The organism is Legionella maioricensis (assembly GCF_023618015.1).
Classification (GTDB): Bacteria; Pseudomonadota; Gammaproteobacteria; order Legionellales; family Legionellaceae; genus Legionella; species Legionella maioricensis.
In genome coordinates this window covers 1-22860 of record NZ_JAJKBJ010000031.1, presented here as the reverse complement: position 1 = coordinate 22860, position 22860 = coordinate 1, and the positions used below count along the sequence as shown (strand labels likewise).

Below are 22860 nucleotides of genomic sequence, written 5' to 3'. Positions count from 1 at the left end.
GCCAACCTACATCTTTTCTGTTCTTCCTGGACAAGTAAAGCTCTTGCTGTATTCAGTGAAACTATAAAACTACTTTTGAATTAATCGTTTCACCACTTCCTGATCAGAAAAAACATGTTTTATAGAGCCTATTTGTTGATAAGCTTCATGTCCTTTGCCAGCAATCAGAATAATATCGTCCTTATCAGCCTCTTTTAAGGCATGAGCAATAGCCTCTTCTCGATTAACTAATTTAATGACATGAGTGGAATTAACGATTCCATCAGCAATCTCATTCACAATGACATCAGGATTTTCACTACGAGGATTATCGCTGGTGATTACCACTTTATCCGCATAAAGGCTGGCAGCTTTTCCCATAATAGGTCTTTTAGTTTTATCTCTGTCACCACCACAGCCAAAAACCACCCATAAACGCCCTTTTTTTAATTGACTTAAGGTGGTCAAAACATTTTCTAAAGCATCAGGGGTGTGAGCATAATCTACAAGAACATAAGGAGAATTAGCTACTATTTCCATACGCCCGGGCGCCGCTTTCAGTTGAGCCATAACCTGAATAACTTGGTCAGGAGCATAACCATTTGCCAATAAACTGGTAAATATGGCTAAGCTATTATAAATGTTAAACGCTCCCAAAGCCCTTATTCGCAACTGATGTTGTCCCCAGGGTGAACGTACTTCTATTTCTGTTCCGTTAATATCGATATTCCATTTGACCGCTTTCACATCGCAATCCTGGTGCATACCATAAGTTATTTTTTTCACATGGGGTTTAACAGCGCTGCCCATTACATTTTGATAAGCATCATCCCTATTGATAATTGCCCACTGTAAGTGCTCGGCTTCAAATAACAACGCTTTTGCGGCGCCATAGGCCTGCATGGTGCGATGATAATCCAAGTGATCTAATGTTAAATTGGTAAATATCGCTTGTCTAAACTCAATAGCGTCTACCCGATGCTGGCTTAAAGCGTGTGAAGAGACTTCCATGCAAACCTGTTTAATTCCCTGCTCTTTATACTGATGTAATAGTCTTTGTAAACATAACGCGTCAGGAGTAGTATTATCCAGGGGCTTCAGTTGATTGACATCTCCCTGGCCTATGGTGCCTATGTATGCAGATCCTTGTCCTAATAAATGATGCGCCTGCGCCAATTGATAGGCGATTGTTGTTTTACCATTAGTGCCCGTTACTCCAGTTACCATTAAAGACTCACTGGGATTGTCATAAAATCGTTTGGCAATTTCTGCTAATTGTTCAGCCAATTGGGGTACAGCAATACAAGGAACCGAATTAGGTAAAACACAAGAAGACGGAAAACAAACCGGATCATAAACCACAGCAACTGCCCCTGCAGAAACCGCTTTCTCGATAAACAGCCGCCCATCTGCTACAGCTCCTGGATAAGCAATGAATAAATCCCCTTTCTGAATCAGACGACTATCATTTTTAATATCAGTGATAACACAATCAACCACTTCTTGTTTAATCCAGGGCTTTAATAATTGAGTTAACTTCACTTATTGATACTCCTAAGCTATATGCTATCAATCGTAGCCCATATTAGTGCAGCAAAAAACGAGGTTAAGATTTAACTATTCTCGTATTACACTGCTTTATTATAAGCTACCCAGTTATTATCAAGTGACAACTTCATCTGTGGGTATATTAAACAATCGCAATGCCCCTGACATTACTTTTGCAAATAAAGGAGCAGCAACTGCTGCGGCATAGTATCCCTTACGTGACGGTTCATGAATAATCACAATCACTACAAATTTTGGTTTTGAAACCGGTGCTATCCCCATAAAACTGGCTGTATATCTTCTATCTTTATAGCCATCTTTTCCTGCAACTCGTGCGGTTCCCGTTTTTCCCGCTACTCTATATCCAGGTACTCGCGCACTCTTTCCTGTACCATCTTTACCCAAAACCGCTTCCATCATCAAGAGCACCTGCTCTGCCGTTTTAGGCTGCATCACTTGGATGCCTGGTGTTGGTGTGTCATTATGCAACAACGTGACCGGCATTAATCTTCCCTTATTTGCAAAAATTAAACTGGCTTTTGCTAATTGCAATGCAGTAACTGACAAGCCATAACCAAATCCCAAAGTAGCTAAAACAAAAGGATTAGCGTCTTTAGCTTTCACGATGGCGCCTTCGCTCTCACCAGGATAGGCACTTTCAGTACGCTGGCCAAAACCGCACTTTTGCAACAATCCGATTAATTGTTCTGGCGGACTCGCCAAAACCATTTTAGTGACACCTACGTTACTTGAATGTTGCAGTATTCCAGTAACGTCCAAAACACCATAATTATGAATGTCTCGCACTGTATGTCCATGAACAATCATCCAACTGGGATTGGTGTCTATTATCGTATCAGGGGTAAATAAACCAGTCTCTAAAGCGCTGGCAATACTAAAAGGCTTAATCACTGACCCTGGTTCAAAAGTGTCAGTTAATGCCAGATTTCGATAAGTCCCTCGATCATAATGTCCGCGTGAATTAGGATTATAGGAAGGTACATTAGCAATGGCCAAAATCTCTCCATTTTCAGCATCTACAACGACCACAGAACCTGATTTTGCTGCAAACTCCTCAACTGTTTTACTTAATTCACTGTACGCTAAATACTGGAGGCGTCGGTCAACACTCAAAGCAAGTTCGTGTCCAGGCCGAGGTTCTTTAAGAATTCCAAGCTCCTCTATAATTCGACCCAAACGATCTTTGATTACTCTTTTTTTACCTACAATCCCCATGAGCCAATCTTGGTAAGCAAGCTCTATTCCTTCCAGTCCCTGATCATCCACATTCGTAAATCCTAACAACTGGGAAATACTGTCTGAATCAGGATAATAACGTTTAAATTCTTTTTGAAAATTAACACCCGGAATTTTTAAGGCCTTTATCTGTTTGGAAAGCATTGGGGGAAGCTGCCTCTGCAAATAAAGAAACTCACGATTTTCTGCATTGACGACTTTTCTACTCAATTCTTTAGGAGTTAACTTTAAATATTTTGCCAACTGCATGAATTGCTCTTCATCAGGAGAAAACTCTTTAGGATTAACCCAGACAGACTCTACTGGAGTACTCACCGCTAAAGGCGTACCATTTCTATCAGTAATCATTCCTCGATAGGCGGGAATATCAATCACCCTTAAGCTACGAGCATTACCCTGACCTTGCAAAAATTTTCTGTGCAACACCGTAAGGTCGACCATGCGCCATATAAGAATGAGCAAGAGCAAGGAAAAAAAAGCAGCAACGGTTACAAGCCTGGCAAAATGGCGTGATTGTTTCATGGATTACTACTCAAAAATAATGTTTTGAGGCACAAAATAGCTCTCGTGTGCCGAAATGTATTAGACATCGTTTCAAACTGACTTTTAAACGGTCAGTGTACATGAAGCCTTTAAATTTTTCGAGATGATTCCTCTCTAAATTTTTAAAGTGAACTCTACAATGACGTCAACTTAAAGGATGTAGCCTGGGTGAAGGCGTAGCCGTAACCCAGGATCGAAACCTGATTCGAGCCTTGCTCCCGGATTACGCTTCGCTCCATCCAGGCTACAATTTTCCCTTAAGTTGAAGCCATTAAGTAAACGTTTACCCCTTTCTTCTTCAAAATGAAGCATTAATTTAATCGAGCATGTAATAAATAAGTATTCTTTGAAGTAGGTAAAGTCATTTTTAATTTTTGTATTGCCAGCTCTTCAACTCTCGCCGGAGTTGCCAAGCTTGCCTGCTCCAGTAATAACTGTCCCCATTGTAATTGTAAAAAATGAGTTTGTTGTTCCTCTTGCTCCACCTGACTAAATGTGGACCGATATGAATTAGTGCTGTAGATCACTGCAAAACCACTTATTAATACAGCAACTAACAATACTACCAACAAATATATTGATTTTGACATGTGCATATCTGCCAATTGCCCATTAAATAAATTCCCTTGATTAATCACTTTAGCTGCAGCATTCATGCTAATTTCTCCCCTATTCTTAGTACTGCACTTCGAGCTCTGACATTTTCATTTATTTCATTTTCTTGTGGCATCACCGCTTTACCTACTCTCTTAAAATTGGTTTTAGTTTCTTCGTATCGAACAGGAACTTCAGGTGGCGGCCTGACTCCTTGTTCCTTATCTCTCATAAATTGTTTTACTATTCGGTCTTCAAGGGAATGAAAACTAATCACTGATAATCGTCCACCGGGAGCTAAAACATTGAGACATTGCTCTAAACAACTACTCAAATCACTCAACTCTTGATTGACATGAATACGGATCGCCTGGAAAACACGTGTTGCAGGATGTTTATGCTTTTCCCATTTAGGATTGGCTTCTTTAACAATTTCTGCTAATTGCAACGTCGTCGTTATGGGTGCTACTTCTCTTGCTTCAACAATGGCTCTGGCTATCCTTCCTGCAAATCGTTCTTCACCATATAATCTAAATACAGAAGCCATCTCATCGGCCTCGGCTTCATTAACAAATTTAGCGGCGCTTACTGATTGAGTTAAATCCATGCGCATGTCTAATGGGCCTTGCTGCATAAAACTAAATCCTCGTTCTGGATTATCCAGCTGAGGAGAAGACACGCCCAAATCAAGTAATATTCCGTCAACTGCTCCAAGCACATTGGCTTCAGAAGCAAATTCACTCAATTTGGCAAAAGAACCATGAAATATGTGAAATCGTTTATCTAATCCAAAATGATCTTTTGCGTATTCAATAGCATCTGGATCCTTATCTATGGCAAATAATCTTCCTTTTTCATTTAAATGATTCAGAATTTCCCGGCTATGACCACCTCGACCAAAAGTTCCATCGAAATAGATTCCATCCGGTTTAATGGCTAAACCTTTGATCGATTCATGTAGTAATACTGATTGATGCGTTGCCATTTTAGTTTCCATTACAAAGAAAACGTTTTCATTTCATCAGGTAATCCATCAGTTTTGGTAGCTTCTTCAGCTAACCATTGCTCACGTTTGGATTCCCAAAGCTCTTTATTCCATATTTCAAATTTATTTCCCTGCCCTATCATCACTACGTCTTTTTCTAACTGTGCATAATTTCTTAAAACGGTCGGTAAAAGCACACGACCATTTGCATCAACCTCTACGTCCGTAGCATGACCGATTAACAAACGCTGAATTCTTCTCGCCGCCGGATTAAAACTCGGTAATTTTTGCAAATTATCTTCAATTACCTGCCATTGAGCCGCGGTATAAAGAAGTAAACAGGTTTCTTCGGTATCTATAGTCACCACCAGAGGGATTTTCTCTTCTGCCCCCAATGCACCTCTATAACGCGTAGGAATAGCCAAGCGTCCTTTAGTGTCTATGGTGATGGTATTTATTCCACGAAACATAGTTTGTCCTGATGTAAAGGATTTAACTCCTCCACAATTCTCCACTTTTTTATTATTTTAACCCACTTTTATACACTATAGAAACACATTTCTTCCTGCGTCAAGATGAAAACCCACTTTTTTGTTAATTTATTTACAGTTTGGAAGGAAGCAAAAATAAAAATGAATTTAATTTATTCATTAAGGAAATTTAACGAACACATGGAGCTGGACACAGAACGAGATTGTTTTCAGAAATGCGTAGAAACTAAACCTAAACGAGAGGCATTGACAGAATTTCTAGAAATAAGGTTTATTAAAGAAATAATCATTTATTAAGCCCACTGCATTCGGGGCTTATACAATGATTAAAGATTCATTAATGCGGCTAAACGAACACCTTGAAGAACTAAATCGGGCACTAAATAATCATAAATATCTTGCTTATCAAATAAAGAAGCAAACCCTCCGGTGGCCAGAACCAGAGCATTATTGTCAGCAAATGATTCTTTATTAATTCGGTGAATTAGCTCACGGCAAGCGCCAAGGACACCATAATAGACTCCCGATTGAATACTCTCTACGGTGGATCTGCCAACTACATTCCCGGTCTTTATAATTTCTACAGAGGGTAATTTAGCCGTATTTTTAGATAAGGCATCTACAGATAATCTGACTCCCGGTAAAATAGCCCCGCCTAAATATGCTTTTTGAGCGGTAATAACACAAAAAGTAGTCGCAGTACCGAAATCAATAACGATAATATTTTGATTAGGATAACTATGGGTAGCAGCAATTGCATTAGCAATTCGATCAGCCCCCACCTCCAAAGGATTGCGATACTTAATATTCAATCCGGTTTTAACACCCGCCTGCAGTAAAAAGGGTTCTGAAGAAAAATATTTAACGCAAGCAGAACGCAAGGAATAATCTAACTGAGGAACTACAGAACAAATACCAATTTTTTTAATTTTCTCAGGAGAACAATTATTTTCTCGTAAGACACTTTTTAAAAAAATCCCCAGCTCATCAGAAGTACTGACTTTAGAAGTATGGCGAAAACGTAATTTTATCTCATCCCCGTCAAACACCCCACCATATATATGAGAATTTCCAACATCAATACAAAGAATCATTATGCAGTTCTACTTAAAAAAAACACGATAGTAAATTGAGATTCTATTATTATCAAGTGTCTTTAATTACTTAAGAGGGCTTGATATTCATCATCCGCTAAAATAAAAAAAACCCTGCAAGATGCAGGGCAGGAGTGGAGATATCGTTATTTATTAAAATATAATTATTATTAGTAAGGTTTCACTACTACAGAAGTACCTATATCGACAAAATTCTCATTGAGCCATTTTGCAGCACTGGGTAGAACCCGGATGCAACCGTGACTTGCATTATAATTAGGTACTTCATAGGCGGCATGGATGGAATATCCGCCAGAGAAGTGCATGCAATAAGGCATTTTTGCCCCTCCATGAGTCTCAAGAGGATAGATACTGGACTTACAATCTTCACCTTTCTTGGAATAAACTCTAAAGCGACCTGTCACAGTCCGACAGGGTTTACCGGCGTCTTCACAGAAATCTTTACCGCCAGAAGCACTACCCGTCTTGACTCGGTTGCCCTGAGCATCATAAGCAGCCCAAGCAGTGGCTTTAGGATCAAAGACAAATTCTTTCCTTCCTGTGGGTTCTTTTTTTACAGGGAAGTAATTTGAGCCCTTATGGTCTGATGCCATACTCATGGTGTAATGGGTATAGCCCGCATCATCGACCACAGCAGTTGATCTATCCATGGACGCACAAGAGGCCGCCAAGGCACAAATGGGAACTAACAATAGTTGTTTTTTCACTTTATTTTCTCCCTCTTTTTTTTTACTGTATCGGGAGATTTAAAAATAGGTTTAGCTTTTTTTATAAAATTTTTTAACTATTTGTATTTTTTGTTTGCAATAAGTTCATTTATAAGGACTTTTTTGCCTTCTTTTGGTACAATTTCCACGATGGCCAAAATCAACTGTTCGTCAGTACATTCAAAACATCCCCCTCTTGCCGGCATAGCATTCAACCCTTCGTCAGTGTGTTTAAAAAGAACATTAATCCCTTGCTTTATTCTTAACTTCCAATCACTTTTTTCCCCAATTCTTGGGGCACCTAAAGGAATCAGTGGGGTTTTTGCATGACAATTAGCGCAATAATGCTGGTATATTTGCCCCCCCTCATTTTGAGTTCCGCGAATGCTCTTTAGAAATTCTTGGGGATGATGGCTATCTCCATAAACTGGGGTAATAAACATGAATAAAATCAATTTGTAGACGCTAATACGAACGGTCATGTTATACTCCTAAAATTGGCGCAATATTTGCATGGAAATCTGACTACTACCAAGAGGGTTAATGTTGTGAAAAAGAGCATACTAAGTGTTTTCCTATTTTTTGCAAGCATCTGCTTATATGCGACTCAGATTCAATCCCTTCCCCTCTTAAAAGATAAAATTGAGCAATACGTTCTGAATGAATTATCCACTTACACTGAGGGGAAAATCCAGGTATCTGCCAATAAAATTGATTCTCGTTTGAATCTGAAAGCCTGTGCCGAAAATCAGCTGTCTATTTTTAACCCTTATCAAACGCCGCTATTAAGCAGCAATACTATGGCAGTAAAATGTCTTGAAGAAGATAACCATTGGGTTTTATATGTTCCAATCACTATCACAGTCTTAAAAACCGTTTTAGTCTCAAAAAATATGCTTGTTAAGGGAACACAAGTAAAAGAAGAAGATATTTACCAAACTGAAATGGATACGCAAAGACTAAAACTAGGGTATTTTACTGAAAAAAATGAATTAATAGGACTGGTCTGTAAACATGACATAGCTGCTGACAGCCCTTTTAATCCTTATAATATTGAATTGGCAAAACTGATTCATAAAGGTGAAGAAGTAACCATAGTTGCCAACAATAATAATTTAACGGTAAGCATGCCAGGTATTGCTCTTAATGAAGGGGCATTAGGTGATACAGTTAAGGTAAAAAATCGCACTTCAAAACGAATTATCGAAGCACAAGTTGCTGGAGAAAAAAGGGTAAAAGTTGTTCTATAGTCGGTTAATTAGCACTTAATTTGGATATCAACGCAAAAAAGTTTAAAAATTAACCGAAATTTACTAAAGAAATTTCAAAAGGAGCCGATAAACATGCTAAATGTGATTGAGGACAAAATTATGGTTAACCAAATTAATGATTCAGGTAAAATGAAATCTATTGATTCAGATGGCCGCCTGAAAGCACAACATCCAGAAGCTAGAGGAGCGGTTATTGATAATAGTCCTTCATCCAATAAAGTATCTATAAGCAGTGCCTCCAAACAATTAGAAGCCCTTAAAGCCTCTCTTCAAGATGTACCTGAAATCAATGAAGCTCGTGTTTTGTATTTTAAAGCAGAAATTCAATCAGGAAACTACCTGATTCAAAGTGACAAAATTGCCAGAAGTATGTTAAATAATTTAGAAATGGCTTAAATTTCAGGATGATTTTTTGTAACTTCTCAGGAAGTCCGGGAGCGTTACAATTTTTAGGATAATTTGATGAATAATAATATAAAAACCCTAGCGACCCATTTGGAGCAAGAAATTAACTGGGTAGAAGCACTTAATACTCTTTTATCCGAAGAGAAAGTAATGCTTGCTACTCGCCAATTCGATGCACTCGAAGAGTTAGCAAATAAGAAACAAAGGCTATCAGATAAAATAGAAGAAAGTGCAAAACAACGAGTAGATTTGATTAGTAACTCAAATACCAATGCCAGTCTTTCTTTAAAAGAATTCCTTGTGAATTGTTCTTCTGAAGAAACAGAACAGCTCAACAAACTCAATAATAAACTGGCTGAATTATTAACTACATGCCGTGAACTGAATAATGTCAATGGGCAAGTTATTGTCAATAATATTCATACGCGTCAACAAATTGTCAATGCCCTATCGGGAAACAAAGTTGATGCCGTCAGCGTTTATACCGCAACGGGGAATTTGAAATCTTCACCTGACAATAACCATCATCAAGAAGCTTAAGTTACTTCTTAAGGCGCCAATTAATCCTCTATCATATTGGCGCCCCAATGTAATTCAAATCCACTCTTAACTAATGCATGTTAATCAATAAATGGAATTAAAATCGATACAGATTTCTGAAGATCACCATGATAAATTCATACAATCTGAGATATCTATTTCATCAGAATTATTTGGATTTGGTTTCCAGGATTCTTTTAACAAAGCCCTATAAAAATCTGTATATTCAGTGATGCGGATTTCGCCCCCATTTATTTCATCTTCTTTATAAAAGCTGTATCCTTCGCTTTTTTTCTTGATCCACATTCTAAAAAGTTGGTCACCACCGGAAGATACAGAACATAATTCTGTATATGTAGTAATGGTTTGAAAATTTTTTAAAAGACTCTTTAATACATTACGATAACTTTCAACTCTGCCCATCAGGCAGGAGTCTATATCCAAATTATTTAACTGGATATCTTTTAACCTAAACTCATCCAAAAGTATATCGGTTAATTCTTCAGCATCTCGACCCGCAATCAGTTCCTTATCTATATCACCTTGGCCATTAATTAGTATCGAGTCCCCCGGTTTTATTCGGGATAATAAATGATGAAGTTGATTAGGCTCATAAAGATTTATAATTGTTTGCTTATAACCTCTGGTTTCTGCTTCTTTTAAAACCAGCTGATATTTTTCGTTATCCGGCGCATATACAAACCTAATATTTTGTCCATAAATGGCAGAAAGAATTGAGCCTGCATTTGCGCCCGATATTACTTCATGAGTGATTTGTTCCCTACTGTATTCGTCACTATAGGAATAAAACTCAATAACATGGGTTTTGTTTTGACGAGAAAAAGAGTTTAAAAAAGGCATATTTCATTATTACATTAATTGAATATTTATAAATTATACCTGTAGTGAGATTAAGCTATCCTTAAATTGGTAGATGCAGCAAAAAGCCGAATGTACAAAAACTTACATGAAGATTTATCCATACGTAAAATACCAACCCCATGAACGGTCAGATTTGAGCGCAGGCGGGACGAGCTTGATTGGCTAAAAAGCGCAGCATACATCAGGTATGTGAGCATTTTTAGCCAATCAAACTCGTTCAAGATGCGCGAAATACAGCCGTTTATTGCATGCGAAGAGCGCCGTCAAGCCGGATAACTGCCCCATTCAACATACCATTTTCAATAATTTGACTCACTAGCGACGCAAATTCATCTGGCTTACCAAAACGTTGAGGGAAGGTAATTGTGGCTGCCAGATTATCTTGAACTTCTTGAGGCATGTTTAAAAGCAAAGGGGTTGCAAATAATCCAGGAGCAATAGTATTTACCCTAATTGCAAATCGGGCTAATTCACGAGCAGCAGGCAAAGTCATCGAAACTATTCCGCCTTTTGATGCACTATAGGCTGCTTGACCAATCTGACCTTCAAATGCGGCAATAGAAGCGGTATTAATTATCACTCCGCGCTCCTGAGACTTACTTTCAAGCTCCAGAACCGACATAGCATGAGCGGCTACGCGCATTACATTAAAAGTGCCAATAAGGTTCACATCAATTACTTGTTTAAATGCGGATAATGGCATTGCTCCTTCTTTGCCTACAATTCGTTTGGCAGGAGCAATTCCAGCGCAATTAATGCAAACCCTGGGAGTACCAACTTGCGCAATGGTTTCCTTCATCGCCGACTCCACTGATTCTTCGCTGGTTACATCACAAGTAACGAATAAAGCAGCATCACTATTACTGTTTTCCTGTTTATCCCAAATAACTACTTTCATTCCGCGTTGGTGCAAATATTCAGCACAGGCTTTACCCATACCTGATGCTCCCCCCGTAACTAATGCAATTTGATTATCGAAATTCATTCGTACTCTCCATTATTCTAATTTCGAAATTATAATTCTGCGTTATTGTAAAAACTCTTTACTCAAAGCTTTAAATTCCGGTGTGCCTGCTTTTCTTAACCATTCGAAAAATACCATTTCCGCTGTTATCAAATGAATGCCCTCTTGTTTCATGCGTTTTAAAGCATATTTAAAATCGCGCTCACTCCTACTGCTAACCGCATCAACCACGATATAAACCTCAAAACCTGCGCCTTTCATTTCCATTGCCGTCTGCAAAACACAAACATGTGCCTCAATTCCAATAACTATTAATTGATTTTTATTAAACTCATTCAAACGGGATGTATAATCAGGCTGTTGCATGCAAGAAAAATGAACTTTTTCAATGCAGTCTTTTTTTTCATAGTAGGGGCGGAGTTGTTCTATTGTTGATCCAAGACCTTTGGGATATTGTTCACTTACCATAATAGGCACAGCCATGGTGTGCGCTAATTTTAATAACCATTCACAACGAGCGATAAACTCATTGCAATTTAGAACTGCTGGTGTCAATTTTTCTTGTACGTCAACCAGTAATACAATGGAGTCTTCTTTATTAAGTAACATCCTTATATCCTTAAATCTTTGAAAATAAGCCCCGAATGGCTAACTCACATAGTATAATATGAATGATTTTAAAAAAATGGGGTCGGAGTATTTTATTGCTATTACTCCAACCCCATTAGAAGAAAATATTAGGGAGCGGTTGACAATTTATCTTTAGAAGGCCTCCGTGTCGCGACTTGTTCGCAGCATCCAGATATCTAGTGCAAAGGCCAGATAACTTGTTCCCAAAGAATCCTAGCTGAATCCCACAAACAAGTCGCGGAACGTCGAAAAACCAATCGTCAACCGCCCTAAATAAACTATAAGGCAGCGATATCGATAGTTTTCATTTTAACATCCATCTGTTTATTGCCTCTTTGTATTGAAAGGGTAACTTGCTCCCCTACTTTAATTTCAGTCAACAAATTATATAAAGCATCATAATTGGCAACAGGATGAGCATTAATAGCAACTATCACATCTCCCATGACAATTCGTCCCCAAGAATCTCTGTAGGTTCCACGTAATTTTAGATGAGCGGCAGGAGTATTGGGTAATACTTCAGCAATTAAAATTCCTCTTCTAACTCCTAATTTCTTAGCAATATGAGGCTCAACTCGTTGTATGCCTATTCCGGATAAAACAACTCGACCATGTTTGATAATTTGCGTTACAACTCGTTCAATGTCATCCGCAGGAACAGCAAAACCAATTCCAGCAGAAGAACCGGAGCGAGAAAAAATCATCGTATTCAAACCAATCAGTTGCCCCGCGCTATTTAACAGTGGTCCGCCTGAATTACCTGGATTGATCGGGGTATCTGTTTGAATCATGTTACGAATAGTTACGCCGCCAATCCCAGGAACTTTTCGGCCTAATGCAGAAATCACGCCTTTAGATAAACTGTGATCTAACCCAAAAGGATTACCAATGGCGATTGCTTTTTGACCTACTATTAAATCCTTAAGATGCACTATCTCAAAAGGCTTATAAGTCTTTAAATAAGCTAAAGCCTGGGGGGATTTTATCTCCAAAACAGCGATGTCTTTACGAGGCTCTGTACCTATTACTTTAGCAGGCACAGTCATATTACCAAGACTAACTGCCAAATCATCAGCACCTCTAATCACATGATAATTGGTTACCACATGACCTTTATCATCCCAGATAATCCCGGAACCCGCGCCAGCAGGAACATGTTTTTTTACAGCTGAATGGTTGTTTACCGTTGCCAGACGATGGACATAGACCACTTTTGGAGAGGATTTTTGAAATACATCTACTGTATTGCGTTCATCTGGAAGGAGGGTATTTAAATCGATACTAAATCCTGGGGTTGCCAGAGTAAAACATAAAATAAAAGACATAAATCTTGAACTACATTTCTTCATCATCTTTATACTCCATACCAGCTACACCAGTATACCTCTTGCGAAAGGCCTGGCGCGCTAATAATTTATCAATTACTGGTTGCGGAAAATCGGTAATAGTAATGATATTTTTATCCATTAAAATATTAATTACGTCTTCAAGCACACGAATCAATTGCAAATCTGATTTAAGAAATTTTAATTGCAAATTATTATCACAATGCATTAAAAAATCAATAAATTCAGGATCATCGGTGTCAATTTCTTCCGTTACATTTTCAGTCTCTTGGCTATACATCGCACAAATCCGACCATCCTTATCACGTTTTATGTAGACCACGAGTTATATTCCTCTTGCAACCAATCAGTTAAAGTCCTTTGCATTTTAAGATCCAATCTTAAAGACGAAAAAATAGACTTTAGAAAATACCATCACAGCACTTGGCCATGAGGGAGCCATAGTGTAATATACATTAGCATACATGTCATCAATTACCTCAAAAGAATAATTTTTAAGCAATCAATAATTTTGAGTCATTCTCTTTGTCAGAATCATCTTTAGAGTCCTCTTCCTTTTTATCTGATTCTTTATCACCATTAACTTCATCACTACTTGGTAGATCATTAACATCACTTTCAGTCTTTTCCACCTCATCTCTGGCATCACTTTCCATTTGTGACTGATCGAGAGAAACGCCCGTTGATAGATTAAAGTATTGTAATAAAAATTGTATTGGCCCCCAAACCATAGTTTTAAAAGTAGAGGTGCCCGCATCAATAGTCTGTTTGGCAATATGCTCGCTATTATCAATATGCCGAATATACACCTTTTCCAAAAGACCCGAATGTTGTTTATAGATGAAATCCAGATTTTCATTGCGCGACTGTTCCTGCGCCAAAAGGTATTCTTGCAGATCAGTATGCGTATCCCATAAAGAGGTTCTTCTTAGCTGTAAATTCGCCAACTCCCTATCATAAAATTTAATTTCTTCATCAATTTCCAATTTTAATCTATCACAAGCTGCTTTACGTTCCGCCGATAGTGCTCCATCTACTATGGCTTCAGATTCTTTGATAGAAACCTGAGCATAACGGTCAATTAATTGAGTTTTCTTATGGAGAATATCTTCTATCTTGGTATCTAAATAAACAATGGCATCTTTATTGGCACCAAGCACTTTATAATGCGAATCAAATCGTTTATTACTCTGCATTTGCTCTCGCATTCTTTCAAGCTCCTCAGCTTCCTGAGTCAATGCTATTCTTTGTGCTTCGTCATTTAATTCTTTATCGCGACTTAATATCATCATTCTGATAAAAGCAGCTAAGGTCACTACTGCTCCAAACGAGGCGGCACAAATTAGCGCTATACTTATTGGATCCATAGTAAACTCCTTATGAAGGCAAATGAATCAATTGAGTGTGTATTTCAACAGTGAAATACTGGCTAAATGATTGAAATGAATTTACTACGGGCCATTCACTTGATTGATTGGACATACGGCTCATGGCAGTTTCAAAAATGGGCTTATAATATTGCGCCATAAAAGACTTAATTTCCTTTAAATCAGAGAAATTTTTTATTATAACCGTCGCATTTTCTGCCAAATGAGACAGAGTAACTCTTTCCATCACATTTTCCAGTTCTTCTTGTCCCTCTATGGCGGATTTCATCCATTTTAGCAGTGAAGAACGAGGTTTAATTATCAACAATTGATTCCCTGCTTCTATAGACGGCTCCATCAAAACCAAATGGGAGTGCATCTCGAATTTAAAACAGCAGAGGAAATCCAGGAAACTGGTTTCAATTTCATTGCGCGCATTATTACCTAGCCAACGGCAAATCTCATGTCGAAACATGGCCGAAAAATTTTTTTCTATTTCTTCAATAGTCTCGACAACTGCATGGTGTTTATTAATAACATAGGCAGTACAGTCCGTTTGTAATAGCTTCAGACTAGGTAAATCATTTTCAGGTAATTGCGAGGCAAGAAACGATAAAAAGACAGTGGTAGGTTTTAACACCACAATTTCGGATGGGCCTTGATGCATGACGATCTCCTTGATTTATATAACTCATCCTGAGTGCTTCTTAAAAAAATCAACGTCTCATCTTTACTTAATAAAGTTCTATATTATCACTACGTTATCGGTTATTAACTTCTGCCGGAAGGAGTAAAATAAACCTATCCTCCTTTCCAGTCTAGTTTGACAACCTCATAGTTTCAATAGAAAACCAAGTTTTTTTAAGTACATCTTGACAGGAAGTCCTTTATCTATATGCTTCTTTTTTTACTCCAAGGTTCCACTTTATGAAATTGTTAGGAAAAATTGTACTTACCTTGCTATCATTATTGCTGCTCGCCTCAGTCATTTTGTGGATTTTAGCAAAGAATATTAATCCCGAAACAATTAAAAAACTGGTCAGTAACCAAATTACCGCCCTCACTCATAAACAAAGTCATATTGACGGAACTATTTCCTGGCAACTATTCCCCAGACCAGGGCTTAAATTTAATAAAATTATAATTGGTGATGCAAAATTAAATGAAGAATACTCACTAGCTATTGATACCCTACTTTTAAATTTAAAAATCACCCCTTTATTAAGAGGAAAATTTGTTTTTAGCGAAGTCAACATTGATGGACTAAATACCCAGGTTAATCTACATAGTGCTAAGCCAGCAAAATCATCGGAAGAAACATCCAAAAGCCAAAGCACTAAAGGCAGTTATGGGGAACAATTTGCCATAGAACGGTTATTAGTCAGCCATGGCCAAGTCATTATCAACAACAATGGCCATTCAACTGTGTTTAAAAATTTACAAATTGGGGTTGAGCAATTTAATTTACAGAACTCCCCATTCACAGTGCAAGTTAAAACGAAACTGGCTGAGTACTCCTCTAATCCACTTATTAATGCAAACATTAATTTTAAAGGGAGATTGAGTTTGGCTCCTTCTGTATTGAATCAACTTCAGAATGGGATTACTCAGTCTTTTGCCGAAGGGCAACTGCTGTTACAAAATGTTTCGTTGAATCAATTCGTTATCAAAAAAGTAAGCGCCACTCTCAAGACGAATAAAGAAGGCATCCAATTTAATCCACTTACCCTCTCTCTTTATGATGGTGAGTCGATAGGTAATATGGACTATACAATTGCCACAAAACAATTTTCTCTTAATCAAACAGCAACCAATTTAAATGGTAAGCAATTAATGGCGGTGTTGCTAGGGTATGAGATGATCAGCGGCGGCCTGGATTACTCAATACACGCCTCTATTCCCGTCGAAAATCCAAACATTGGAACAATTAGCGGAACCGGAACCATCTCTATTAAAGAGGGTGAAATTTATAATTTCAGCCTGGAGCAACTGCTTAACGATTTAAAAGAAAAGCTGAAGAATATCATTAGCAATAGGGATCTGGGCCTCAAAAATGCACTTCAGCAATTAACTAATTGGGATAACAGTACATACACTCAAGGGAATACAGCGTTCAAACTAGCCAGTCTTCAATATCAGTTTCAAAATGGAATGTTAAGCAGTGAATCTATTTTATTACAAACTGATAAATTGCAAGTAAAAGGTAATGGAACTTTAAATTTATCTAGTTACGAGTTGAACTCTAAACTTCAAGCCAGTGTAAATAACAACAGTGCAGAGCCAGCCATGCTAAAAATTCAAGAAATACTTGGAGGATATTTTCCTCTGATCATCTCAGGGACCTTGGAACACCCCAAAGTTTTACCTGATTTTAAGGCAATGGCTCCTCTTTTAGGGCAACAGCTAATGAACCCCAATATAGATAGGCCTGTAAATCAAATTAGAAACCGTCTAAAAGATTTAATCCGTCGATGAATAAAAAATTACAAGATCAGTTTAGCAAACCTTTATTGAGTTGGTTTGACTTACACGGACGTAAAGATTTACCCTGGCAATCGCCGCGTACTGCCTATCGAGTCTGGGTTTCTGAAATTATGTTACAACAAACCCAAGTACAAACAGTTATCCCCTATTTTAATCGCTTTATTCAACACTTCCCGACGATAACTGATTTGGCTCAAGCAAATGAAGATGAAGTACTTTCCTTATGGTCTGGTCTGGGTTATTACAGCAGAGCGAGAAATCTTCACCGTACTGCGAAAACGATAAAAGAACATTATCATGGCTTATTTCCTACTGATCTTAAATCGTTAATTGATCTACCGGGAATAGGTCCATCAACGGCGGCAGCTATTTTGTCGCAGGCCTTTAATCAACCTACAGCTATTCTAGATGGAAACGTAAAAAGAGTGTTGTCTCGTTTTTTTCTAATCAAAGGCTGGCCTGAGCAGGCTCAAGTTAAAAAGACCATGTGGGATATCGCAGATGCCTGCATGCCTCAGGAGCGATGTGCTGACTACACCCAAGCTATTATGGATATGGGGGCTACCTGTTGTACCACCAAAAATCCTGATTGCGTTAACTGCCCTTTACAAAACAATTGTCTGGCTTTTAAAAATAAAGAACAACATCTTTATCCTCATAAAAAAATGAAAAAACCAGTTCCTGTCCAATCGCAACAAATACTGGTTCTACACAATGAGCAAGGATTAATTTATCTCGAAAAAAGACCACCTACAGGTTTATGGGGTGGCTTATGGTGTTTGCCCAGTCTAGATCAAGACAATTGTCCTCTGGACTTTATACATCGTCAATACGCACTAAAGGGGGAAGCGCCCAAACCACTCATCGCCTTTAAACACCGTTTTAGTCATTTTCATCTTGAAATCAATGCAATGAGTATAAAAATTAAAATGTTAAATAACCAGATAATGGAATCTTGTGGCCAATGGTTTACAAAAAAACAGTTATCTACTCTGGGGCTTGCCAAACCCACGAGTTTGATATTATCTACCTTATTTGAGAATGAACTCGGTTAAATCCGAAAATACAGGTGCGAAGCTCCTTTCATAACAAAAGCATTCAACAATCCCCCACTTTGATCAATTAAAAACAAAGCATGACAAAATTTGCAAAAAATGGATTATAATATTTCTTTTTCCTTCGCTAGTGATTGAACATTCTTTATTAAGAGGTACCTATGGAACTTAAAATTGAGACCAAAGACAGTAAAAAAGAGAAAAAAGAGGACAGCAATTCAGATATTCTTACTAGCAGTGGTAAAAAATATACGAAACAAATGCTCTTGAACCGTATTGAGCAGATTGGTTTATTAGATGATTACCTGAGTGGAAAAGAGGTAACCAGTCAATCACCGCAGTGGGTAGAGTTTTTTTCAAAGGAAGATATTTTACAAATATTTGCGAGTTTCCCAGAAGTATATGAACGTTGCAAAGACCTGATAGAAAAAAAACTTGGATCTTCTGTTTTAATTATTCCTTCATTTGATGACACCTTTTGTAATCTCTTTGAAAAAGTATTAAAAGCCGCAAAAGCAATTCATATCAAATACAGCTGGGCCTTTGGCATGGATACAGAGGAGTTTCATCACTTTGAGTTCGCCATATCGTTATTGAATACCTACCTGGAAGAAGATTATCGATTCTCTGCCAAACAAAAAGATCGCAGTATATTAAAAGGCCTGGATAAATTTGCAGAGTCTGATTTTGTTAGTTTACAATTGCATTCCCGGGATATTTCTGATCAGTTACATGAAATTGTTCAACGTGGCCATTGTAGCGCAGGATTTACTGAGCAATTATCCAGAATTTATACTGCGCTAACCCTAACACGTACCATCATCTACTACCAAAACCTGTTAGCACAAAAAGCAACGAAAGAAACTGAAGAAAAATTCGGTGCATCTCCAGTAGTGACTTGGAGTTATCAACTATCGGCATTATTTTTTAAACCAAAAAAAGAAATACAGCAAGAAATGGCTAATCCCTTATATCACGGAGATATCGATACCAATACCGCTAAAAATATACTCAGCAGCCCAGGCCAATATCTGGCCAGATACTCACCCATTCAGAAAAAACATTACTTAACTATCCTCCTGGATGTAAATAAAATGGTAGGTAAAATCGTATTAAATTTAACTATACCAGAGGGAAAAGTAAAAACCTGGATGAAAGACCCTATTGAAAACCGTCAAGAAATCGAGTTATTTATTAAAGGCATGATAATGACTATAAAAGAGAGTGGCACCCCACTGGAACAAGAGGCGATAATTAAATTTCTCACAAACGAACACTATTCCCCAGTATTAAATCAGGTGTCAAATACTGATATGCTTAATGTCAGTCCGAAGGGGGCGTAATCAGGTATAGGATTAGCTCCTAATTTATTATGAATCTATATCCTGTAAATCATTCTCGTATTATTATCTATTACTAGTTTCTTATACTGAGTTCCTTAATGAACGTCGCCCTGATATTAATTATTAGCGTTATTTCCCTGATATGGGCAGCTAATCATTTAATAACGGGCGCTTTGGGCTTAGCAACCCGCTTTCAGCTTTCACCATTTATTATGGGATTAACCGTTGTTGCCCTCGGTACATCGGTTCCTGAGCTAATCATCTTTATTCTGTCTTTTTTAAAGAATAAAAATCATTTAATTATAGGGAATGCCATAGGTTCTAACATAGCAAATATTGGTTTAATCTTGGGAATATCAATTCTTATTAAGCCCACAACCCCTAATTACAATACCTTAAAAAAAACCTACCCCATAATTATCATCACCATGCTCTTTTTATATAGCCTTATTCTCGACGGTTATGTAGGTAAAATAGATGGTTGTCTGTTTTTAATTGCTTGCATTGCCTTAATTGTTTTTTTCATTTATTTATCTAATCATACTCACCCCAAAGATCAATTTTTTAAAGAATTTAAATCGGCATTTCATTCTAACCGTTCATTAAAAATGCACAGCCTGAGTATGTTTTTAGGTTTACTCGTGCTTCCGCTTAGCACTAAATATTTAGTACATAGCACGACAGAGCTTGCCAAATGGGCTGGTATGAATGAGCTGACCATAGGCTTAACTATTATCGCCTTGGGAGCAACACTACCTGGTTTAGTCACGGCAATTACGGCTATCCTTAAAGGAGAAGAGGATATTGCTGTCGGAACTATTCTCGGTGCGAATATTTATAGCCTCTTACTGATCTTGGCCTTTCCAACAATTATTACTCCCGCTAAAATAAGTACCACCGTATTATGGCGAGATCTACCAGTAATGATCTCTTTGATGGTGCTGTTAATCTTCTTAAACTATCAGTATAAAAAGAAACTCTCTCCCTGGCATGGTGGAATCCTGCTTATTATTTATTGCAGTTATGTCATCTCTTTAATCATTAAAGCACACACTTAACAGCGGTTATGAAGACACGTCATCAGATTACGACCTCGTCTCGATCCAGATTACAATACTAGATAAAAAACTGTCGTCATTGCGAACAAAGTGAAGCAGCTCCGATTTTCAACGAAGTATCGTTCTTGCTTCGCCAAGGCTCGCAACGACGAAATATCCGTAGTCCGCTAACGCTAGCACTCATTTAAGGATGCAAATAAAATTTTATGAAGCACACGCTAGACGCATTACCTAACTGGCGGAGCACTTCCCAGAATTTTAACCGCTTCTATGGCGTCAGGCTGGCCCAATCTAGCGGCCATATGGATCCAGAACCATGCTTTATCTCTATCTTCTACCACTCCTTGCCCATAATAGTACATATAACCAACTGCATATTGAGCATCAGGCTGACCTTTTTCTGCCTGGGGTTTTAAACGAATAAAAGCTCTTCTATAGTCTTGTCCCCTAAAGCTATTGATCCCTTCACGCAAACTCAATGCCCCTCCGGTAATGCAAGCAGCCAGCAAGGGAATAAGAATGATGACTATTAATAACTTGAATATATGCTTCATGCTCTTTATTCCTCTTGTAAAGGCTTTGCCACAGGTTCAAAGGTTAAATCATTTTTGGGCAAACTTAAACTTTCCAATGCGCCATTTCGTTCAACTAAAACCCCTCCTGCCATAATACGTTTAATTATTGCTCCACCCGGTATTTTATCACCTATTTTATAGGTATTTTCTTCACCACCTGCCGAGCGAATAATGACTTGCGAGTCTGCCGTTTTATCTCCTAATAAAATACCAACCAATGTGACGTTCAACATCGATTTTTTAACATTATCCTCATTTAAATCATTAGGAACATACACTCCAAAAAGGGAAGAATTCAAAATATAATCAGACGAATCTGATCTGGTTTTAATTAGGAGACTCTTATCAGAATTTGATAAAACTGGGGGATGAGCGAAAGGGAAAAAAAGGGTAGCATATTCAAAAATAATTAATAAAGAAAAAAGGGAAATTAAACTAATGATTATCCATTTTGCATATTTGGCTGAAAACAAATAATGAATATCAAATTTCATGTACTCAAAACCCTTGTTAAATTAGTAAAGCAAGATATTTATTAGCGCAGTTGCGTTTTAAAAAATTCATTAATGCGAATTCATTTATTCTATGCTAAAAATTAATTGTATACCCATCGTAGCACATAATATTGCATCTTCCTCATAACAAGGTATAAACCTAACATGAAATGGATTGAAAATCATTTGCCAAGGATTATTAATGAATAAAGAATCGGTACAACCTCACGTGCAATTGGCGGTCATGTCCCGTGAGTATGTAGTCTCCAGAGCCATCCATACCATTGCCAATTTAGGGATAGCAGACCACATGTCTGAGCAACCAATATCCGTTCAAGAGCTGGCTCGGTTAACCTCTACAGTTCCGGATCTTTTAGATAGGCTACTCAATTTCCTGACCGTTTATGGCCTTTTTAGCAAAAATGGAGACGCTTATGCACTGACTCCATTATCCGCTCCATTAAGAGGCGATCATCCTTATTCTATGAAGGATGTATTAAGTATGGTTGATGAATCCTGGTGGCAAGCGTTTGCTCAACTGGAAACTGCATTAAAAACAGGAACAACAGCATTTAAACTGCAACATGGGACTGATTTTTTTGATTTCCTCAATCATAATCCAGAGAAGAAAACACGATTTCGGAAAGGAATAGAGAAACTGTCCTCTTTTGATGATAACGCCATCACTCAAGGATATAATTTTGGCCAATTTAAACATGTCGTTGATATTGGGGCTGGCTTGAACAACTTATCAAAAGTCATAGCCATTCAATATCCATCCACAACTACTATCTTGTTTAATCTGATGGAGAAGATTAATCAACAGGTAACCAATGATTATTTCTCCTCTTTACCCACTGCGGATGCCTATCTTTTTAAAGGAGTATTACATGATTTTGGCGATGAGCAAGTAAAAAACATTCTTACCAACTGCTATAAACATCTGCCAAAACACGCTTCGTTAATCATAGCTGAACAAGCTATGCCTCAAAATGAACAGCCCCATACCAACAAGACTATGGATATCATCATGATGGTCTTAGTGGGCGGAAAGCAGCGTACCCTTAACAATTGGTGTGAGCTGATAGAGGCGGCAGGTTTTAAATTAAAAAATACCTACGCAACTCCAGGTGTTTATACGATTATGGAATTTTCAGTCTAAATTGGACGTAATCCCTAGCCACACATCATCCCGAACTCACACGTCATCCCGAACGAAGTGAGGGA

Annotated in this window: 25 protein-coding genes; 8 read left to right on the top strand and 17 right to left on the bottom strand. The window is 37.8% G+C overall.

The features are described 5' to 3' along the window. Positions 1–69 precede the first annotated feature (69 nt). The 8 genes from LOX96_RS16060 to LOX96_RS16025 all read right to left on the bottom strand — a co-directional run bounded on the left by LOX96_RS16060 (position 70) and on the right by LOX96_RS16025 (position 7701). Positions 70–1521 (bottom strand): UDP-N-acetylmuramoyl-L-alanyl-D-glutamate--2,6-diaminopimelate ligase, encoded by a 1452-nt coding sequence (locus LOX96_RS16060; protein WP_250424494.1) that lies wholly within the window; start codon positions 1519–1521, stop codon positions 70–72. A 120-nt stretch (positions 1522–1641) separates the two neighbouring features. Then, positions 1642–3306: a peptidoglycan D,D-transpeptidase FtsI family protein gene (locus LOX96_RS16055; RefSeq protein ID WP_250424493.1), complete on the bottom strand. Its 1665-nt coding sequence runs from the start codon at positions 3304–3306 to the stop codon at positions 1642–1644. A 332-nt stretch (positions 3307–3638) separates the two neighbouring features. Continuing rightward, the gene (ftsL, locus tag LOX96_RS16050; protein WP_250424492.1) at positions 3639–3983 is read right to left on the bottom strand and encodes a cell division protein FtsL; all 345 of its coding nucleotides are present in this window, start codon (positions 3981–3983) and stop codon (positions 3639–3641) included. Then, positions 3980–4906: a 16S rRNA (cytosine(1402)-N(4))-methyltransferase RsmH gene (gene rsmH, locus LOX96_RS16045; RefSeq protein WP_250424491.1), complete on the bottom strand. Its 927-nt coding sequence runs from the start codon at positions 4904–4906 to the stop codon at positions 3980–3982. The genes ftsL and rsmH overlap by 4 nt, the downstream gene beginning before the upstream one ends. A gap of 11 nt (positions 4907–4917) precedes the next feature. Then, positions 4918–5376 carry a division/cell wall cluster transcriptional repressor MraZ gene (mraZ, locus tag LOX96_RS16040; RefSeq protein WP_250424490.1) on the bottom strand — a complete coding sequence of 153 codons (459 nt, stop codon included), beginning with the start codon at positions 5374–5376 and terminating at the stop codon, positions 4918–4920. 347 nt (positions 5377–5723) lie between these two features. Beyond that, complete coding sequence (locus tag LOX96_RS16035; protein WP_250424489.1) at positions 5724–6491, bottom strand: type III pantothenate kinase; 768 nt, start codon at positions 6489–6491, stop codon at positions 5724–5726. 170 nt (positions 6492–6661) lie between these two features. After that, positions 6662–7219: a L,D-transpeptidase gene (locus LOX96_RS16030; protein WP_250424488.1), complete on the bottom strand. Its 558-nt coding sequence runs from the start codon at positions 7217–7219 to the stop codon at positions 6662–6664. A gap of 77 nt (positions 7220–7296) precedes the next feature. After that, positions 7297–7701: a c-type cytochrome gene (locus LOX96_RS16025; protein WP_250424487.1), complete on the bottom strand. Its 405-nt coding sequence runs from the start codon at positions 7699–7701 to the stop codon at positions 7297–7299. Positions 7702–7767: 66 nt separating this feature from the next. Between LOX96_RS16025 and flgA the strand changes: the two genes are divergently transcribed. From flgA to LOX96_RS16010, 3 genes are all read left to right on the top strand, one after another. After that, positions 7768–8469 (top strand): flagellar basal body P-ring formation chaperone FlgA, encoded by a 702-nt coding sequence (flgA, locus tag LOX96_RS16020; RefSeq protein ID WP_250424486.1) that lies wholly within the window; start codon positions 7768–7770, stop codon positions 8467–8469. 93 nt (positions 8470–8562) lie between these two features. Then, positions 8563–8886, top strand: coding sequence for a flagellar biosynthesis anti-sigma factor FlgM (gene flgM, locus LOX96_RS16015; protein ID WP_250424485.1), 324 nt, complete (start codon positions 8563–8565; stop codon positions 8884–8886). A 66-nt stretch (positions 8887–8952) separates the two neighbouring features. Beyond that, positions 8953–9435, top strand: coding sequence for a flagella synthesis protein FlgN (locus LOX96_RS16010; RefSeq protein WP_250424484.1), 483 nt, complete (start codon positions 8953–8955; stop codon positions 9433–9435). Between the two features lie 123 nt (positions 9436–9558). Here LOX96_RS16010 and LOX96_RS16005 read toward each other — a convergent pair whose 3' ends face one another. The 7 genes from LOX96_RS16005 to LOX96_RS15975 all read right to left on the bottom strand — a co-directional run bounded on the left by LOX96_RS16005 (position 9559) and on the right by LOX96_RS15975 (position 15291). Further along, entirely contained in the window at positions 9559–10296 is a 738-nt protein-coding gene (locus LOX96_RS16005) for a hypothetical protein (RefSeq protein ID WP_250424483.1), read from the bottom strand. A 262-nt stretch (positions 10297–10558) separates the two neighbouring features. Beyond that, on the bottom strand, positions 10559–11302 hold the full coding sequence (locus tag LOX96_RS16000; RefSeq protein ID WP_250424482.1) for an SDR family NAD(P)-dependent oxidoreductase: 744 nt from the start codon (positions 11300–11302) through the stop codon (positions 10559–10561). 42 nt (positions 11303–11344) lie between these two features. Continuing rightward, complete coding sequence (locus tag LOX96_RS15995) at positions 11345–11890, bottom strand: hydrolase (protein WP_250424481.1); 546 nt, start codon at positions 11888–11890, stop codon at positions 11345–11347. A gap of 299 nt (positions 11891–12189) precedes the next feature. Next, positions 12190–13263, bottom strand: a complete 1074-nt coding sequence (locus tag LOX96_RS15990) for a S1C family serine protease (RefSeq protein ID WP_250424480.1) — start codon at positions 13261–13263, stop codon at positions 12190–12192. Next, positions 13247–13579 (bottom strand): hypothetical protein, encoded by a 333-nt coding sequence (locus LOX96_RS15985; protein ID WP_250424479.1) that lies wholly within the window; start codon positions 13577–13579, stop codon positions 13247–13249. Before LOX96_RS15985 ends, LOX96_RS15990 begins: the two co-directional genes overlap by 17 nt. Positions 13580–13751: 172 nt before the next feature. Next, complete coding sequence (locus LOX96_RS15980) at positions 13752–14624, bottom strand: hypothetical protein (protein ID WP_250424478.1); 873 nt, start codon at positions 14622–14624, stop codon at positions 13752–13754. A 10-nt stretch (positions 14625–14634) separates the two neighbouring features. Continuing rightward, positions 14635–15291 (bottom strand): hypothetical protein, encoded by a 657-nt coding sequence (locus tag LOX96_RS15975; protein ID WP_250424477.1) that lies wholly within the window; start codon positions 15289–15291, stop codon positions 14635–14637. A 260-nt stretch (positions 15292–15551) separates the two neighbouring features. On the opposite strand from LOX96_RS15975, the gene LOX96_RS15970 reads away from it, so the two are divergent. The 4 genes from LOX96_RS15970 (at position 15552) to LOX96_RS15955 (ending at position 20564) form a co-directional block, all read left to right on the top strand. After that, positions 15552–17099: an AsmA family protein gene (locus LOX96_RS15970; protein ID WP_250424476.1), complete on the top strand. Its 1548-nt coding sequence runs from the start codon at positions 15552–15554 to the stop codon at positions 17097–17099. Beyond that, positions 17096–18163 (top strand): A/G-specific adenine glycosylase, encoded by a 1068-nt coding sequence (mutY, locus tag LOX96_RS15965; protein ID WP_250424475.1) that lies wholly within the window; start codon positions 17096–17098, stop codon positions 18161–18163. Before LOX96_RS15970 ends, mutY begins: the two co-directional genes overlap by 4 nt. A gap of 161 nt (positions 18164–18324) precedes the next feature. Further along, a complete protein-coding gene (locus LOX96_RS15960) occupies positions 18325–19506 on the top strand; it encodes a hypothetical protein (protein WP_250424474.1) in 1182 nt (393 codons plus the stop codon). A 98-nt stretch (positions 19507–19604) separates the two neighbouring features. Continuing rightward, entirely contained in the window at positions 19605–20564 is a 960-nt protein-coding gene (locus tag LOX96_RS15955; RefSeq protein ID WP_250424473.1) for a calcium/sodium antiporter, read from the top strand. A gap of 227 nt (positions 20565–20791) precedes the next feature. Here the strand turns inward: LOX96_RS15955 and LOX96_RS15950 are convergent, their stop codons facing one another. Both LOX96_RS15950 and LOX96_RS15945 read right to left on the bottom strand, forming a co-directional pair. Further along, positions 20792–21118: a tetratricopeptide repeat protein gene (locus LOX96_RS15950; RefSeq protein ID WP_250424472.1), complete on the bottom strand. Its 327-nt coding sequence runs from the start codon at positions 21116–21118 to the stop codon at positions 20792–20794. Between the two features lie 5 nt (positions 21119–21123). Continuing rightward, entirely contained in the window at positions 21124–21633 is a 510-nt protein-coding gene (locus LOX96_RS15945) for a type II secretion system protein N (RefSeq protein ID WP_250424471.1), read from the bottom strand. Between the two features lie 202 nt (positions 21634–21835). Here LOX96_RS15945 and LOX96_RS15940 point away from each other — a divergent pair, with 202 nt between their 5' ends. Beyond that, positions 21836–22795, top strand: a complete 960-nt coding sequence (locus LOX96_RS15940; RefSeq protein WP_250424470.1) for a methyltransferase — start codon at positions 21836–21838, stop codon at positions 22793–22795. Positions 22796–22860 lie beyond the last annotated feature (65 nt).